The sequence below is a fragment of the Calothrix sp. NIES-3974 genome, from assembly GCF_002368395.1.
Taxonomy (GTDB): Bacteria; Cyanobacteriota; Cyanobacteriia; order Cyanobacteriales; family Nostocaceae; genus NIES-3974.
In genome coordinates, this window is the sequence record NZ_AP018254.1 from 4649939 (window position 1) to 4667198 (window position 17260).

Genomic DNA, 17260 nt, shown 5'->3' on the forward strand with positions numbered 1-17260 from the left:
TAGTTTCATTTATTTCAAAGTAAAAGAGAATCGATATGTAGTTAGGTTACAATTAAACATAAAACCACAATGTTGTAACCGATCATTCGCCTCAAAGCTTTACCTACCGTACAGACGCGATATATCTCGTCTCTAGGCTACTTAAAAATATTTGGTAATATACTGGGAGCAACCCACAATCCATAGCCAATAAATACAAATAATAAGGTGACTAAAATCGTCAAAAAATAACCAATCCCCATTAATAAACCATCGGATTCTAAGGTAGAAATAGCAAGTATCAAAATCGCAATTGTGGGAAATGGATTGGTCAGAGGTACGGGTGAAATTAACAGTATACATAACCAGGCAATACATAAACCATTCAGTCGCCAGGTAAAGGAATTTTGGGCTAATTTTTGCCAACGGGGACGGGTAATTTTTTCGACAATACGGGTGACACGGTGCAGGTTTTTTAATAAGACTTGGGCAAAATTACGGGGGAATTTATAGTTGGCAATTTGACGCGGTAACCACGGTGTTTTCCTTCCTAAAGCCATCTGTACTGATAATAAAAAACAGGCTCCACCGAATGGCCCTGTTAATCCCGGAGGCATGGGAAAGAGAAATGGTAACACCAGTAACACCATCACCAAACTAAATCCCCGTTCAGAAGTAATATTTAAAACGTTTCCAATGGTTAAGGGTTGCTGGGAAAGTTGTTGTAATAATAACTTGATATCCTGAGAAAATCGCAGATGAATGGAGTTCGGTGAGGAAGATTTTTTGGGTTTGCACACGCGATCGCTATTTGGCTTTTGCTAAATGATTATATATTTATATGTACAGTTAGTTGTATTTTAGGTTCAAACAAAATTTTAAATTATTAACTGAATTTTAACACGATTGTTTGTATTTCTTATGCTGATTCCCAAAATTTTGGTGACACATGTAGAGACGCGATATATCGCGTCTCTACAGAACCAACACAATTCATCTGTCGGATTTCTGTGGACACAATGGTCTACCCTTCAATAATTCCCCCACCTAACACCTTTTCCCCGTCGTACCAAACTGCGGCTTGTCCGGGGGTAATACTAAACTGAGGTTCCGCAAACACAATCCGTACTCGGTGATTTTCCAGGGGAATGACCGTCACTGGAACTGGTGTAGAACGGTAACGCACTTGAACTGCGGCGGAAATTGGGGTTTGGGGTGCAGCAATCGAGACCCAGTTGACCCGACCGACGTGACATTCTGGTTGGGTGGCTTTAGTGCGATCGCCGACAACCACACGATTATTGGCTGCATCAATGGCAATTACATACAATGGTTCAGCCGCAGCGATTCCCAAACCTTTGCGCTGACCAATGGTGTAGTATTGAATGCCGTCATGTTGTCCTAAAACATTTCCTGCCAGATCAACGATATCACCGGGTTTCGGAGCCAAATATTTATCCAGAAAAGCCCGCATGGAACCATTACTTTCGACTAAACATAAATCTTGGCTTTCCGGTTTATCGGCGGTTTTTAAGCCGTATTTCCGAGCAATTTGCCGGGTTTGGCTTTTTTCTAACTCTCCCAACGGAAACAATGTCGCCGCTAATAAATCCTGGGATAAATCGTATAAAAAATAGGATTGGTCTTTATGGCGATCGCGGGCCCGTAATAATTCGTAACGTCCTGTTTGAGAATTGTAATTAATCCGTGCGTAGTGTCCAGTGGCGATTTTGTCGCTGTTGAGCTTTTCCTGAGCATATTTCACCATTGGACCAAACTTGACAGTTTTATTGCATTGGGAACAGGGTAAGGGGGTAATCCCTTGGCTGTAACCAGAAACTAGATAATCGACGATGTTGGTGGCGAACACATCACGCATATCCTCAATGTAGTGAGGAATTCCTAGCTGCTCGCAAATATACGCAGCATCCACCATGCCCTCGGAACAGCATTGTCCTTTGCCCTTCATGAGCCAAAGGGTGAGTCCGACGACATCGTAGCCTTGGTGGTGGAGGATAGCTGCGGCGGTAGAACTGTCAACACCGCCTGAAAGTCCAACAACGACTTTGTTCATGATGTATAAATGTTGCTAGGCTGTGGATTTATAAGCTAACACTATGTAGTTATTACAATAGTTAACCTGGAAATGACCTTAATTGTCAAAATTGGAATTAACAGCTTATGAACTGGAGTGCATTTTTCCATCAATTGATTAGATTTACCCGCTTGCGTTCATCAACAAGGATGCGAGTCGCATTTTTTTGGTTGTTAGCGATCGCAACTTTTTTGGTTGTGTTGCCAAGTAAGGCCCAATCACCGGGTGTAATGGATAATTTTTCCTCCCCAGTACCGATGTTACCAGCAAGCGGAGAGCGATTACCAGAACTACCACAGAATGCGGTTGAGTTTGTCACCCCCCAAACAAATTATAACCAAACGATTAACCAAACCCCAACGGGGGTATCAAGACAACCCCAATATTGGGTGATTGTCAATAGTTCCGAACCCCAGTTACTGATGGCGACCAAACAAATTGAACCCACAGCCTATTTTCGTTCTATCCAGGGTCGAACCATCATCCAAGCAGGTGTGTTTAGTACCTCCGTAAATGCCGATACCAGAGCGCGACAACTAGTATTCATGGGAATTCCCGCAGTACAGGTAATTAATAGTCAAACAGGGCAAATTATTAGCTATAATCCTGGCAATCCCAACCCACCTAGACCCCAACCCCAACCTAGTCAAGCCTATTTTGTCGTCATTCCTGGGGGGAGGGAGGAATTACCGGGGATTGAAAATAAAATTCGCCAGAATATAGGTCAAAATTTAAACATTATGCGTCGCCATCAACCACGGGGATGGCATGTAGCAGTGGGACCATTTCGCGATCGCTATGAAGCTGAACAATGGCATCGCAATCTCAAAAATCTGGGTTTCGGTAATGCTAGGGTTTATTACGGTCGGTAATTGCTGGAACTTTGGTGCATTTAGACTTAAATTACGTCTATGCACCATCAAAGCCAAGGAAAGCCCCCATTATATAATCATCAGATATTTTACAGCTGATTGCAGTTAAATGTAAACGACATGGGGATTGATATGAAACACAAGTATATCGGTTCCCGGTCTGGTGAGGTACGAGTTTAATTCTGCTTGTATTTTGAGCAAAGCTAAAGAATTTTAGATGTACCTCAGTTGCTTGGGAAAGGCTATAAACCCTTCAACAACAATAAATCGGAAATTAATCAACAAAGTAAAACGACATAACTACTTATCAAAAAGGGTTCTCAATCCAAAATCGTATTACTTACGGCTTTTTTGTGGCTTTTTACCGTTACGCTGACTTTGAGCTTGATTGAGCAGGGAATCTGCAAAGGCGATCGCATCTTGGGCTGATTTTCCTCCTGCAAGTTGAGCTAGTTCCTGACGACGTTGTTCTAGTTGCTCTAAGGCTGTCACCCGGACGACTGTGCGCTCATCACCATGATTGTGATTTTTTTGACTTTGGCTGGGGTTAACTACCTGTTTCATCACATTAAAATGCTTGTCAGCCATTGCTGCCACTAGGGGTTGGTGTGTCACACATAATACTTGGCGAGTTTGTCCTAACTGATAAAGTTTATCGGCGATCGCTTGAGCGACCCGTCCGGAAACACCGACATCGATTTCATCGAATACCATTGTTGCGGGGGTATCAACTTGGGAAAAACAGGCTTTGAGAGCAAGTAAAAACCGACTCATTTCTCCTCCCGATGCGGTTTCCGATAGGGGTTGTAGGGGTTCCCCCGGATTCGGACTAAACATAAAAGTAATTTTGTCGGCTCCCGTGGGGGTAGGTGCAACAGGTTCAATGGCAACTTGGAATTGAACCTTATCCATTGCCAGGGGTTTCAATTCCCGTACTAAACTCGATTCAAAATCCCTTGCAGCAGCTTGTCGCAATTTAGTTAACTCCAAACAAGCATCATTTAGGGTGTCGAAAGCTTGTTTTTCCTGCTTTTCCAGAGCTTCCACCGATTGTTCGCTATCAGTCAGGGCTGCTAATTCCGCCGAAATGCGATGATAATGGGCGATCGCATCTGCTAGGGTGGGACCGTATTTGCGGATAATTAATTTGAGTTCCCGAATTCTCTCTTCCACCTCTTCTAAGCGTTGGGGGTCAGCTTCCAGAGCTTCCCCGTAGGCATTAATTTGGCGAGCAACTTCCACAACAGCCGTTTGAGCATCCCGAATTAAATCCAATAGGGGTGTCAGATGGCTATCATATTCCACCATATCCGTGAGGGTATTTTCACTATCACCCAATAAATCCGTCACAGTGGGTGTATCCCCATCACTTTGATACAAAGCTTGGTAGACCTGGTAACTCATCTGTTGTAAATCTACCACATGGGTGAGGCGATCGCGTTCCTGTTGCAGTTGTTCTAACTCGTCTGCGTCCCCTAAATTTGCATCTCCTAATTCCTTAACTTGATAGGTCAACAAGTCCAATTGCTGCAACCGCTCCCGTTCCGAAGTTCGTCGTGCTTCCAAAGCCGTATGAACCTGTTGATAAGCTGCAAACGCACTCGCTACCTGATTACGAGCAGCTAAAATTTTCTCCCCACCATAACTATCCAACCAATCCCGTACCTGAGCAGATTGTCCCACCAGCACATTTTGCCCTTGAGCAGTGATTTCCACCACCCTCCCCCGTAAATCATGCATCACCTGACGATTTACCAACACCCCATTGATCCGAGAACGACTGCGAACATTATTCCCACTGGTACTAATTTCGCGACTGATAATCAATAAATTCTCATCAATCAAATCAATTTCCTGCTCCCCTAACCAAGCAGCTAAACTCGGATTCACACAAAAAGTACCCTCCACCACCGTCCGACTAGTTCCTGTGCGAATCACCCGACTCGACACCTTACCCCCTAACACCGCATCAATCGCATCGAGAATAATCGACTTACCCGCACCAGTTTCACCCGTCAACACATTTAAGCCAACACCAAACTCCAATTCCAACTCATCAACCAAAGCAAAATTTTCGATTCGCAGCGATCGCAACATTGAATTCGATTCTCCGTCAGGGGATATGGCAGTCAAAAACAAAACAGCAAGATCAACTCAAGGTAGAGTTTCAAATCTGAATTTGCGTGCTAATTGTGTTATCTCTTGTGAAAAACTAAGATCAAAAACCAACATACAACTCGCAGTTTAGCAAAACTTGTCCAGTTTGAATGCCTATGAAACTAATTGTGACAAAAAAGTTGCTTGAAGAAAACAGGGTACACAAGAACTCGGATTCCTCACAAACTTCCGAACACTTTCAGTTATTAGGGAGTGGAGAGTAGGGATTAGGGAGTAGTTGGAAAATCAACCCATTACCTAAGGCTGATTACTCCCTTGCTCAAAATGCAGCAAGAAGACAATAGGTAAGAGGTTGTTTGTGAAGTATTAATTATCACTATTTTGACTAGTGTCCTGACTCTGGACATGGGGTTATAAAGCTAATTTTTCCTTCGAGAGTACAGACGCGACCTCGGACGACCGGGAAGCAAACAAGTTGGGATTTTTGATACCCCTACGGATTTTGAATATTTTTTGACAACCCGCCTTGGGTCAATTTTAATGGACTTGTGCTTTGAGACTGGGACTTTTTTTCCCAGACCGACATGAACTGAAAATTTACGTGCATACCTCTATGTGGAAGTAAAATATAACGAAATTACGGATATATCTGACAAGTAAGTAGGGAGTAGGGAGTAGTAAGGCAATACGGCTAGGAACAGAAAAGTCGTAAACCCAAAATAATTATTGTAGAGACGCGTTAGCGTTCAGCTCCTCTGAAAGAGGCTATATCGCGTCTCCCGAAATCACCACAAAAAATCATTAACCGAACCGTATTGAGTAGTAAGCAGGAAAAACAATACATGTAGCCTGACTTGAAAACGAGTAGGGAGTAGGGGAAAAACCACTTTCATCCGTTCTGGTGTACGCAATTCATGATGGCTACTTCCAAAATCCATAGACGCGCGTAGCGCGGATCGACCGAAGAGTAATCCAAAATCCAAAATCTAAAATCTAAAATCCACCAGATGAAACTTATACGTAATGGTCAGGTAATCCTGACGGGAATTTCTACACTAATGTTAACTGCTGCATCTGAACCCATTATCAAAAGGGCAGATGCAAACCAGGATATGGAGCTAAAAATTGGTATTGTCCAACGTTTTGGCGATGATACCAAGGAAATACTCGAACTTGCACCCACTAAAGATGACCGTTTGCGTTTGACTTTCCCGGTTGCAAATGGTAATAAAACCCTAGAAACAGCGAACCCGGTACGGTTAGAAATTGCCATGCAACCGATTCCGGAACCACGACTAGAAGAAAGGGTGGTATTGGGAACCTATCGTACCTTTGAAACCGCCGAACATAGCGCCAAAGCTTGGCAAAAAAAGGGTATTGAGGTGGAAATAGCCCAACCGGAACGCTGGGAAGTCTGGGCAAAACGTGATATTTATCATACTCCCCTATTACGAAGATTTTTATTAGATAGCGCCAAAGCCAACGGGAATAAAACTGCCTACATCAAAACCGCAATGGTAAAAGCGACACCCGTTGCTAGCTGGGTTTACAATAATCAACGTTATGGCTTTAAGAACCTGACTATTGAAAGTGGTAAAAACCTGATTCGCGTGAATCAAGGTGTCAAAAAAGATGATACCCCCCTAGAAAATACAGAAATTCCTAACCTTCTCAAACCAGAAAAAGCCAAACTATTCCCCGGCAAATTACAAATCCAGCCCAACGCCTACGGTAGTTATACCCTCGTCAATCATGTACCTTTAGAAACATACCTCCGGGGTGTTGTACCCTACGAAATTGGTACATCCTCCCCCGATGCAGCCTTAGAAGCTCAAGCAATTATAGCCCGTACCTATGCCCTGCGTAATCTCCGTCGCTTCGCCATTGATGATTATCAACTTTGTGCTGATACCCACTGTCAGGTGTACTTTGGTTTACAGGGTGTTGCCAAAAGTACTGATGCCGCGATCGCCCGCACCCGGGGAATGGTATTAACCTATCAAAATGAACTCGTGGATGCTCTCTATTCAGCTAGTACTGGTGGTGTAACTGCGGCTTTTTCTGATGTTTGGAATGGGGAAGACCGTCCCTATTTACGTCCAGTTCTCGATGCTCCCAGTAATGTTTGGAACCTCACAAGTCAACCCCTGACCCTGGAGGAAAATTTCCAAAAATTTATCACCCAAAAAACCGGATTTAACGAATCATCCTCAAGTCTATTTCGTTGGCGACGGGAAACCAATATTGAAGATATCACCAAAGGTTTACAAAGGTTCCTCCGGGTCAAAAATAGCCCCTATGCCAAATTTAAAACCGTCAAATCAATGGAAGTGGTAGAACGCGCACCCAGTGGACGTATCCTGAAAATGGATATTGATACCGACATTGGTAAATTTTCCCTCAAAAAAGATGAAGTACGTAGCGCATTTTTAGCTCCCATTAGTGCTTTTTATTACCTGCAACCCCTGAATAAGGGCACACCTGGTTTATGGGGATATGCATTTGTGGGGGGAGGAATGGGACACGGTGTCGGTTTAAGTCAAATCGGTGCGCAAAATCTGGCCAAACAAGGTTGGAGTAGTGAGCGCATTCTTCAGTTTTATTATCCGGGAACCCAGGTACAGCTTTTAAATAATTCCATTAAGTTTGAATAAAAAGGGAGTACAGACGACCCGACGGGTCGTCTGTACAGGGAGTAGGGAGTAGAGACGACCCGACGGGTCTTCTGTACAGGGAGTAGGGATAGTCCGTAGAAGCAAAATCAATTCTTTACTCAGGGCTTACAACTTATACCAATTTAATGTAAAGTTGTACGTAATTTGAACCCACTCCTTCACCTACGGAGAGGGAGAAATCTAGTCCCCTCCCCGATTACGGCTATCCATTACCCGGATCTTTCTTAACAAAAAGTAAAAATACTTAAAAGAAGACGAAAGGCTTGATAGGTATAGTTTTGAGAGAGGAAAGATAGGGTGTAAAAAATGGAAAAATGGGCAGCAAGGGAATTGAAGCACTTGGATTTGGGAGATAAACGGCGAAACAAGCGTTTGATAAAGATGGTAGAAGATTTAGCAGCACAACCAACATCGAGTGTACCTCAAGCATGTGGGAGCGTAGCAGCGACAACAGCAGCATATGATTTGTGGAGTTCGCCGTATATAAAACCATCAGATATAAGCAATGGACATATCAAAAGTACAATCGAAAGGGCAAAAGAACACGAGATAGTATTAGCAATACAAGACACAACAAATATGGATGTAACAAGTCATCCAGCAACAGAAGGAATTGGATATCTAGACCAGAGAAAAAGTTTAGGATTAAAAGTACATTCAACGTTATTATCAAGCATAAAAGGAGTTCCACTGGGAGTAATAGACCAACAAGTATGGTCAAGAAATATCGAAGATTTAGGAATAGCAAAAACACGTAGAAAAAGACAAACAGAAGAAAAAGAAAGCCAAAGATGGTTGGAAGGGCTAGAGAGAACAAATAAATTACTACCAGAAAAGATAAAAATCATAACAGTAGCAGACTCAGAAGCAGATATATTTGATTTATTTAATCAGGAAAGACCAGAAAATAGCCACTTACTAATCAGAGGAACTCATAATAGAAAAGTTAGCCATACAGCGAATTATCTACATGAGGCGATCAGGTCAAGTCCAACTCAGGGAGAAGTAGAAGTCAAGGTAAGAAGAAATCCAGAAAGACCAGAAAGGATAGCAAAACTAACAATTAGATACGAAACAGTTGAAATAGAAGTACCAAAAAATAAGCTCGGGCGTTCGCTTTGTAAACCAGTAAAACTACAGGTGATATTAGCAGAAGAAAAGAGTCCACCATCGGAGATAAAACCAATCAGTTGGTTATTGTTAACGACATTGGAAATTAATAGCCTTGAAGATGCGGTAAAATGTGTTGAATGGTATACATATCGTTGGTTAATCGAGCGTTATCACTATACATTGAAAAGCGGTTGTCGAATCGAGGAATTACAACTGGAGACAGGAAAACGCCTATCAATGGCATTAGCGACATATTCGATTGTGGCATGGCGATTATTATGGTTAACTTACCAAGCAAGGGATAATCCAGAACAAAGTTGTGAAACGGTTTTAACTACAGTTGAATGGCAATCTTTATGTGTAAGTGTGAACAAAAACCCAATTCCACCAGATCAGCCACCAACATTAAGAGAAGCTGTACGAATGATTGCTCGACTAGGTGGTTTTCTGGGTCGTAAAGGTGATGGGGAACCTGGAGTCAAGACGATTTGGAGAGGGTTACGACGATTGCACGATATCGCCGTAACTTGGAAGCTAGCCCATCAAATCTAAATGCATACTTTCTGAGTTTTGTCTAATCTTAATGCTTAATCCCTCTACTGAAATCATTTCTATAATCGCTTTTCAGACTTTGTTAAGAAAGATGTGACTAATGGATAGCTGCATCCAGGGAGGGAGGAAAGAGGGAAAACCATTCTCTCCCCTAACTTTTGTTCTCTGTTCCCTGATTTGGCAAAAAATTAATTTAAAGAAATTTATTACTCCTAGTGGGAATATACCGAGATTAGGGGAAAATAGTGATTGGGGATAGAGGAGGCGCATCAAGGTGCAACTCCATCGAGACAATTTCCCATCCCAAGTCACCAATAAAACCGGATTATGGCGATTATTTCCTCCAAAAAACAGCCCCCAGAGCCGCATGGCGAACCACAACGCCACTTGAAAGCCTCAAAAAAGGCTGCCCATGAGTCTGGACAATTGCCAAAAACATCTCACCTTCAAACCCATCCAGAGGAGCAAATTCTCCAACCCCAAGCCCAAATTGACGAACAGGGAAAACAGGAAGAAACTATCCGTCCCCATCGGTTTGCCGATTATATTGGTCAAAAAGATTTAAAAGATGTATTAGATATTGCCATAAAAGCGGCTAAATCACGCGGTGAGGTCGTTGATCATTTGCTATTGTATGGACCACCGGGTTTGGGAAAAACCACAATGGCGATGATTTTAGCGGCGGAAATGGGAGTCGGTTATAAAATTACTAGTGCCCCAGCCCTGGAACGTCCCCGTGATATTGCTGGGTTGTTAGTGAATTTGAAACCGGGAGATGTGTTGTTTATCGATGAAATCCATCGTCTTTCCCGGATGGCGGAGGAAATTTTATACCCGGCAATGGAGGATTTTCGTCTTGACCTAACTGTGGGCAAAGGAACTAGCGCTCGCACTAGAAGTATACCACTCGCAAAATTTACACTGGTGGGGGCAACCACTAGGGTTGGTGCCTTAAGTTCCCCCCTGCGCGATCGCTTTGGTTTAGTGCAAAAACTCCGCTTTTATGAGGTGGACGAACTTAGTCAAATAGTCCTGCGTAGCGCCCAGTTATTAAATACCAAGATTACTGCCGATGGAGCTGTCGAGGTAGCTCGGAGGTCACGGGGAACACCACGGATAGCCAATCGCCTCCTCAAACGTGTCCGGGATTATGCGGAGGTGAAAAAAGTTGCAGAAATTACCCAACCCATTGCTGCCGAAGCTTTACAACTATTTCAAGTTGACCCCTGTGGTTTAGATTGGACAGACCGACGCATGTTAAGCACAATTATCGAGAATTTTAACGGTGGACCAGTCGGTTTAGAAACAATTGCCGCAGCAACGGGAGAAGATACCCAAACCATCGAAGAGGTTTACGAACCCTATTTAATGCAGATTGGTTATTTGAGTCGTACCCCCAGGGGACGAACCGCAACCCCCGCAGCCTATAAGCATCTGGGATTTAAGCCACCCAATGAGCAACTATCCTTACTTTAGGGGTAATTACCTGCGACCAATTAAGCTCGTCCCTATGCTCTGCGTGGGGACGGGAATCGTGAGGCTCCAGCCTCAAATAGGGATTCAAAAAGCTCAAACAGTAAGTATATTTGTCGTTCTAGACTACTCCCAAAAAACGATAATTCAAGTATTAAAAACTACTTTTTTTTAAACAACCTCTGAGAAATACTTTAGCTTTATGATAAATCCAGATGACGGAGGATAGAAAAATGGCGAGGACTTTGGTAGTGCAAGTCACAGCAGATGGCCAGTTAGAAATTCCGCCAGAATTATGATTGAAACTGCAACCAGGTGATAAATACTGCTTGTGGGAAGAAGATGACATGATTGTGTTGAAAAAAATCCAAAAATCCAAGGGTTTATCTGAATTTATGGGAAAAATTGGATGAATTGGGTGCGGACTCCGAAAAACCTCCAATTGAGGAGATTACAGCAATGGTTAAGGAAGTAAGAAATAGATTAGCAAATAATGAAAATTCTAATTGATATTAACTGGATCTCTGGTTTATTATTGGGACGGTAATCCAAGAAAAATTATCCAGTTGGCAGAACAAGAACTAATCAACGCAATTAATCTACTTCTTTGGTAAATTGACACGTAATAATTCTCGAAATTCATCCACCTCAGCTTCACAATTAAAAGCCCGTTTCGGAAATAAATTAAAAACTTGATTAGATTGGTAAACTATAAATAAATTTGCAGTTTCTTTCCAGTGTGTATAAAGTGGCCATTTATGTTTTGACTCGGCGAATTCTGTATTAATCTGCAAGCCTTCTGCGGTAGTTTCCACACTGATTTCGGATTGTACTCCCGGCTGACTCTTCCAAGCACGCTTAATAGCCAAATTTTGAACAATATAAAAAACTGAATACAGCAAAGCCAAGAACAATAAGGTCGGGACTATCGCCGATAACAAAAGCTCATTCACACTGACATCGCCCTGTACCAACAATGGAATTACAGATGTAAGTACAATAATTACAACGATAAATATGTAGTATATTAACCATGTTTGCTGAGAATGGGCTTGGTTTGCCTCTTTTAAGTCGTTGACATTCAGACGATATATAAATCTCATGTGAACTTGGTTTGATTTAAATTGTCTGGTAACAGGTTTACGCACTGCTCACCGTTTGTGTAAGTTGCGTAATTTCTGTCCTGGTGAAAAATATTTAGAGTATACATCCTAACATCCCAAGCGATCGCAATACAAAACCTACAAAACAATGGCAACAGGAACAGAGGGAAAAAGGAGAGATGAGAGAGACATAAATCACCATCACTCCCTTGCACCTGCTGCTCCCTTTCCAACTACGGAACAACTAAAACTGGACAGGGAGACAAATTAATAACGCGGTTGGTGACGCTATCGTTTGCTCCTTCTTCGGTTAATCCGAGACCACGACATCCCATGACGATGAGATCAGCATTGATTTCATCGGCAACATCACAAATAATAAAAGCAGGTTTACCGTCACGTTCGATAGTTTGGGTGGCGATACCCTGAACTGCGAATAGGGATTTGACTTTTTCTAGTAGTTGAGCGACTGCAACCTCTGACTGCATAGGGTCAGAAGCAGATGTATTTGCTTGGTCAGTGGCAGATTCGACCACCGAGAGTAAAGTGAGTTGACTTTGATGGGTTTTAACGAGATTGATGACCAATTCGGCTGCTTCAAGAGTAGCGCGACTTTGGTCGATGGGAAATAAAACAGTTTTAAACATTATTCACCTCCGTCCCCCTGACTCGGTACAATCTGGATGGATCTACTTTAGAAACATAGCAAAAAGGCAATCAGGAGGATCGTGCCGTGTCAAAGAAAACTTTAGCAAATTTATCTGCATCTGAGCTATCTGGAAAGCGGGCTTTTGTTCGGGTGGATTTTAATGTACCCTTGGATGATGCAGGAAATATTACGGATGATACTCGCATCCGTGCGGCACTACCGACGATTCAAGATTTAATGCAAAAGGGTGCAAAAGTTATTTTAGCTAGTCACTTTGGTCGTCCCAAGGGTCAAGTGAATGAAAAAATGCGCTTAACTCCTGCGGCAAAACGGCTTTCGGAATTATTGGGTCAGGAAGTCGTGATGTGTGACGATTGTATTGGTGAGAGTGTTGCTGCCAAAATCAATAGTTTGGCTAACGGTCAAGTGGCGATGTTAGAAAACGTCCGCTTCTATGCTGAAGAGGAAAAAAATGACCCGGAATTTGCCCAAAAATTGGCTGCAAACGCTGATTTGTATGTCAATGATGCTTTTGGTACTGCCCACCGCGCTCATGCTTCTACCGAAGGTGTCACCAAGTATTTAAGTCCTGCCGTTGCTGGATACTTGATTGAAAAGGAATTGCAGTATTTGGAAAATGCGATCGCAAATCCCCAGCGTCCTTTAGCAGCGATTGTTGGTGGTTCTAAAGTTTCTAGTAAAATCGGTGTCATCGAAACTTTACTGGAAAAATGCGACAAACTGATTATCGGTGGTGGGATGATTTTCACCTTCTACAAAGCGAGGGGTTTAAATGTGGGTAAATCCCTGGTGGAAGAGGATAAGTTGGACTTAGCTCGCTCCCTAGAAGCAAAAGCTAAAGAAAAAGGTGTGGAATTCCTGCTTCCGACGGATGTGGTTGTGGCTGATAACTTTGCACCCGATGCTAATTCCCAAACCGTGAGCATCGAAAATATTCCCGATGGTTGGATGGGATTGGATATTGGTCCTGATTCAGTCAAAGTTTTCCAAGAAGCATTAGCCGATTGTAAAACGGTAATTTGGAATGGACCAATGGGTGTATTTGAATTCGACAAATTCGCCGTCGGGACAGAAGCGATCGCTCGGACTTTGGCTGATATCAGCAAAAAAGGTGCAATTACCATTATTGGTGGTGGAGACTCCGTTGCAGCCGTTGAAAAAGTTGGTTTAGCCGACCAAATGAGTCATATTTCCACAGGTGGCGGTGCTAGCCTAGAATTACTAGAAGGTAAAATTTTACCTGGAATTGCGGCCTTAAACGACGCATAATCACATATTGAATTGCCTGATACCTAATTCCAAATTCCCATAATGTAGAAACGTAGCATCGCTACGTTTCTACACCTGTCCCTATTTATCTATTTCCAAGAAAACACCGTGCAACCAAAATGGCTAGACTGGGCACAAAAACTGCAAGCGATCGCGCAAAATGGTCTCGCTTTTACCGAAAATCCCTTTGATGTCGAACGATTTGAAAAAATCAGCCAAATCGCCGCCGAAATTATCGCCACCCATACCGATACGGAACCAAGCTTTATCAGCGATTTATTTGCTGGTGATGTTGGCTATGCGACCCCCAAAATCGATGTCCGCGGAGCTGTCTTCCGTGATAATAAAATTCTCCTAGTCCAAGAAAAATTCGATGGACTGTGGACATTACCTGGAGGTTGGGCTGATATTGGCGAATCACCAAGTGAAGCTGTCACCAAAGAAGTATTTGAAGAATCCGGTTATAAAACCCGTGCGGTAAAACTCCTCGCTGTCTACGACCGCATCAAGCAAGGACATCCACCCTTCCCCTACCATCTTTACAAACTATTTTTCCTCTGTGAAATTACTGGAGGCACTCCTACAACAAGTCTAGAAACAGACGCAGTAGAGTTTTTTGCCGAAGACGAAATCCCCGAGCTATCCTTCGATCGAGTTTTACCTCAGCAAATTAAACGATTATTTACCCACTATCGTCATCCCGACTTACCAACTGATTTTGATTAGGAAGGAAGAAACGTTTTCGATTTTGGATTTTGGATTACTCTGCGAGAAGCCGCACTACGTGGGTCTATGGATTTTGGATTTTGAAATAAGACAGCAGTCCGAGCGGGATTTGTGAAATCTTAAATTTAGGGTTGTTAACGGTTAACAGTCACCAGTTAACAGCACGCTATTTTTCACGACTTAAATTAGGATTGCTGTAATATTCGACCAGATTAATTTTGATGAGTGAAAAAGGCACGTAGTAGCACTTTACCTACATTTCTCACAAGGGAGTGATAAGCCTTGAGTAATGGGTTAATTTTCCTACTACTCCCTACTCACTGAAAGCTTTAGGAGTTTGTGAGAAATCCGAGTTTAGCACTATTATATTAACACTTTTTCACCGCTAAAGCCACTACTACGAACCCCAAAATTACGGGTGGGGTATTTTTGAGCAAACTCGTAGTGGAAAATGATTGCAAATTGTGTCCAACCAGTCCATTTGCAGGAAAATTCAGTCACTATAAAAATAAAGCTTAATCGATTATCGTTGAAATAATTAATCTATTCACCCTATATTCAGGGCTATAGTCCTAGAGGGGGAGATTATGTTAAATACCCCATTATTTATCAATCGTACCCAAGCTGGGGAAAAATTAGCTGAAGCGATTTATCAGCAATTAAACCAGCAATCTCAACAAACCGGGGTTTTAGCTAAACCTATCGTCTACGCTTTACCACGGGGGGGTTTACCCGTTGCTGTACCCGTTGCCAAAAAGTTAAATTGTCCGTTAAGTATTATTGCAGCTAAGAAAATTAGCCATCCTGACAATCCAGAATTGGCTGTGGGTGCTGTAACTGCATCAGGTTATGTGCAGTGGATGCGAAATGGTTTTTGGCCATCGATGTCTCGTTCCCAATGGCAAGAAATTGCTGTTAACCAAGCATTAGTAAAAGCACAACAAATCGAAGCTCGTTTTCGTCCATTTTGTCCCCAGGTCAACCCTCAAGGTGCAACCATTTTATTGGTTGATGATGGAATTGCGACGGGGATGACGATTGTCACCGCAGCTAATGCTTTAGCAAGGTTTGCACCTGCTCAAATCTGGATTTGCGCACCGGTTGCACCTTTACAATTAATGTCGTGGTTAAATTCTGCTTGTCCGGAAGCGACAAAAAGGGGAATTGAATATCGTGTGGTTGTTTTAGCAACTCCGGATCGGTTTATGAGTGTGAGTAATTTTTATGTGCAGTTTCCCCAGGTGGAAACGGATGAAGCTTTAGCTTGTTTACAAAGTCAGGGAGTGGGGAATTGGTAAATAGGTAAAATGGTAATTTTACTGATTTGCTAATTTCCGTCGCATGATTTGTTTGGCAACTTCATAATCTTCATTAATCAAATAGCAAAAATGATAGTAACTAGCTAAATAAAAATTACAGCCAAACTTCTTGTAGCGGTCAGCAACAGCCAGAAAACCATACCGTGCATCCTGCTCAGTTGTAAACCAATCTTTATAGAAAGAATCATGTAAATATAGCGTAACTGTGTTTCCGTCAGCACTAGGGATTAGACGAATTAATTCAATATCGGGATGATGGGAACGACTGACTGGTAACAGTATGTCTAAGCCATGAAAATTAATAAACTCAGCCAAATCATCTTCGGTTTTTTCATAATATGCAAAGGATTCTTCTGGTAAAGTAATAAAATGCCCCCAATTCATCCAAAATTCATGTTTGGCATCAAAGCCAGGGTCAATATCTAAACGCCACTTATCTTTTTGAGAAAGGTCATCAATCACTTGCTTTGGTAATTCTGCTAATTTCATATATCAAAGCTCCATTTTTGACTAATTCGGGTCTGCGGAAAAAGTCTTTTTAGTAAGGATAGGGAATAGGGAGTAGGCAGTAGGGAATAGTTTTAAGCTTTCCCTTTCCACTTTTCACAAGACCCAAAAAATTACAAATGTAAGGTTTTGAAGTTTTATATACGTAATTCAGGAAGAAGTGTTAATAATAATTTGACTGGTATTAGGCATTTTCTATGTCTGATAATAATTCCTCTTCACTCAGGTCAATCAAAGGAACCCCATACTCACCTAGTTTGAGAATAAAGGTGACTCGATCTACTTCTAATAATGCAGCAGCCATCCCAGAGGAAAGACGCTTCATTTCATAGAGTTTAACAGCCATTGCCCATTTTGATTCTTGTTCAAATTGTTCTCTGGTTTTGCCAACAGCATCAGGTAATGTTTCGGGGTAGTTTATCGTTAGTTGTAAGGACATCGTTTTTCTCCAGTTGAGAACACTTTAAATTGAATATACTGCGAGCAGTTGGCTATTAGCTATTTTATCTGGGAACTATTTTTACCGAATTTCTCACAAAAACACTCCCAGGGAATAGTCCGTGGGAGTAGGTGGTGTTGATATTTTGCGATCGCGAGTATAATTTCATCACATGCTGCTATTTTGAAAATTGCAATTATTTCGGGATTCGTGATTAATCCGGGATGAATCGGATTATTTACCTCTAGCAATCCGATTTAAGTAGTGAACAATAGCGTGCTGTTGGCTGATGACTGGTGACTGTTAACCGTTAACAACCCTACATACCTACGTATAAGATTTCACAAATT

General features: G+C 42.2%; 14 protein-coding genes. 7 read left to right on the forward strand and 7 right to left on the reverse strand.

Annotated elements, in window-relative coordinates; all coding sequences use genetic code 11:
- Nucleotides 1-137 precede the first annotated feature (137 nt).
- Nucleotides 138-743: an exopolysaccharide biosynthesis protein gene (locus CDC37_RS18715; protein ID WP_096626398.1), complete on the reverse strand. Its 606-nt coding sequence runs from the start codon at nucleotides 741-743 to the stop codon at nucleotides 138-140.
- A gap of 260 nt (nucleotides 744-1003) precedes the next feature.
- Nucleotides 1004-2053, reverse strand: coding sequence for a tRNA 2-thiouridine(34) synthase MnmA (mnmA, locus tag CDC37_RS18720; protein WP_096624025.1), 1050 nt, complete (start codon nucleotides 2051-2053; stop codon nucleotides 1004-1006).
- Between the two features lie 107 nt (nucleotides 2054-2160).
- Between mnmA and CDC37_RS18725 the strand changes: the two genes are divergently transcribed.
- Nucleotides 2161-2946 (forward strand): SPOR domain-containing protein, encoded by a 786-nt coding sequence (locus CDC37_RS18725; RefSeq protein WP_096624027.1) that lies wholly within the window; start codon nucleotides 2161-2163, stop codon nucleotides 2944-2946.
- A gap of 336 nt (nucleotides 2947-3282) precedes the next feature.
- Here CDC37_RS18725 and recN read toward each other — a convergent pair whose 3' ends face one another.
- Nucleotides 3283-5043, reverse strand: a complete 1761-nt coding sequence (gene recN, locus CDC37_RS18730) for a DNA repair protein RecN (RefSeq protein ID WP_096624029.1) — start codon at nucleotides 5041-5043, stop codon at nucleotides 3283-3285.
- A 1028-nt stretch (nucleotides 5044-6071) separates the two neighbouring features.
- Between recN and CDC37_RS18735 the strand changes: the two genes are divergently transcribed.
- The 3 genes from CDC37_RS18735 to ruvB all read left to right on the forward strand — a co-directional run bounded on the left by CDC37_RS18735 (nucleotide 6072) and on the right by ruvB (nucleotide 10880).
- Entirely contained in the window at nucleotides 6072-7718 is a 1647-nt protein-coding gene (locus tag CDC37_RS18735; RefSeq protein WP_172892800.1) for a SpoIID/LytB domain-containing protein, read from the forward strand.
- Between the two features lie 327 nt (nucleotides 7719-8045).
- Nucleotides 8046-9404: an IS4 family transposase gene (locus CDC37_RS18740; protein ID WP_096620005.1), complete on the forward strand. Its 1359-nt coding sequence runs from the start codon at nucleotides 8046-8048 to the stop codon at nucleotides 9402-9404.
- Nucleotides 9405-9731: 327 nt separating this feature from the next.
- Nucleotides 9732-10880 (forward strand): Holliday junction branch migration DNA helicase RuvB, encoded by a 1149-nt coding sequence (ruvB, locus tag CDC37_RS18745; protein WP_096624031.1) that lies wholly within the window; start codon nucleotides 9732-9734, stop codon nucleotides 10878-10880.
- Between the two features lie 596 nt (nucleotides 10881-11476).
- On the opposite strand, the gene CDC37_RS18755 is transcribed toward ruvB, so the two are convergent.
- Nucleotides 11477-12025 carry a YcxB family protein gene (locus CDC37_RS18755; RefSeq protein WP_231943111.1) on the reverse strand — a complete coding sequence of 183 codons (549 nt, stop codon included), beginning with the start codon at nucleotides 12023-12025 and terminating at the stop codon, nucleotides 11477-11479.
- Nucleotides 12026-12213: 188 nt separating this feature from the next.
- Nucleotides 12214-12627: a universal stress protein gene (locus CDC37_RS18760; protein ID WP_096624035.1), complete on the reverse strand. Its 414-nt coding sequence runs from the start codon at nucleotides 12625-12627 to the stop codon at nucleotides 12214-12216.
- 86 nt (nucleotides 12628-12713) lie between these two features.
- On the opposite strand from CDC37_RS18760, the gene CDC37_RS18765 reads away from it, so the two are divergent.
- From CDC37_RS18765 to CDC37_RS18775, 3 genes are all read left to right on the forward strand, one after another.
- The gene (locus CDC37_RS18765; RefSeq protein WP_096624037.1) at nucleotides 12714-13919 is read left to right on the forward strand and encodes a phosphoglycerate kinase; all 1206 of its coding nucleotides are present in this window, start codon (nucleotides 12714-12716) and stop codon (nucleotides 13917-13919) included.
- A 108-nt stretch (nucleotides 13920-14027) separates the two neighbouring features.
- Nucleotides 14028-14645: an NUDIX hydrolase gene (locus tag CDC37_RS18770; protein ID WP_096624039.1), complete on the forward strand. Its 618-nt coding sequence runs from the start codon at nucleotides 14028-14030 to the stop codon at nucleotides 14643-14645.
- A gap of 587 nt (nucleotides 14646-15232) precedes the next feature.
- Nucleotides 15233-15943, forward strand: a complete 711-nt coding sequence (locus tag CDC37_RS18775; protein WP_096624041.1) for a phosphoribosyltransferase — start codon at nucleotides 15233-15235, stop codon at nucleotides 15941-15943.
- Between the two features lie 18 nt (nucleotides 15944-15961).
- Here CDC37_RS18775 and CDC37_RS18780 read toward each other — a convergent pair whose 3' ends face one another.
- Both CDC37_RS18780 and CDC37_RS18785 read right to left on the reverse strand, forming a co-directional pair.
- Nucleotides 15962-16453, reverse strand: coding sequence for a hypothetical protein (locus CDC37_RS18780; protein WP_096624043.1), 492 nt, complete (start codon nucleotides 16451-16453; stop codon nucleotides 15962-15964).
- Between the two features lie 202 nt (nucleotides 16454-16655).
- Nucleotides 16656-16910, reverse strand: coding sequence for a UPF0175 family protein (locus tag CDC37_RS18785; protein WP_096624045.1), 255 nt, complete (start codon nucleotides 16908-16910; stop codon nucleotides 16656-16658).
- Between the last annotated feature and the right edge of the window lie 350 nt (nucleotides 16911-17260).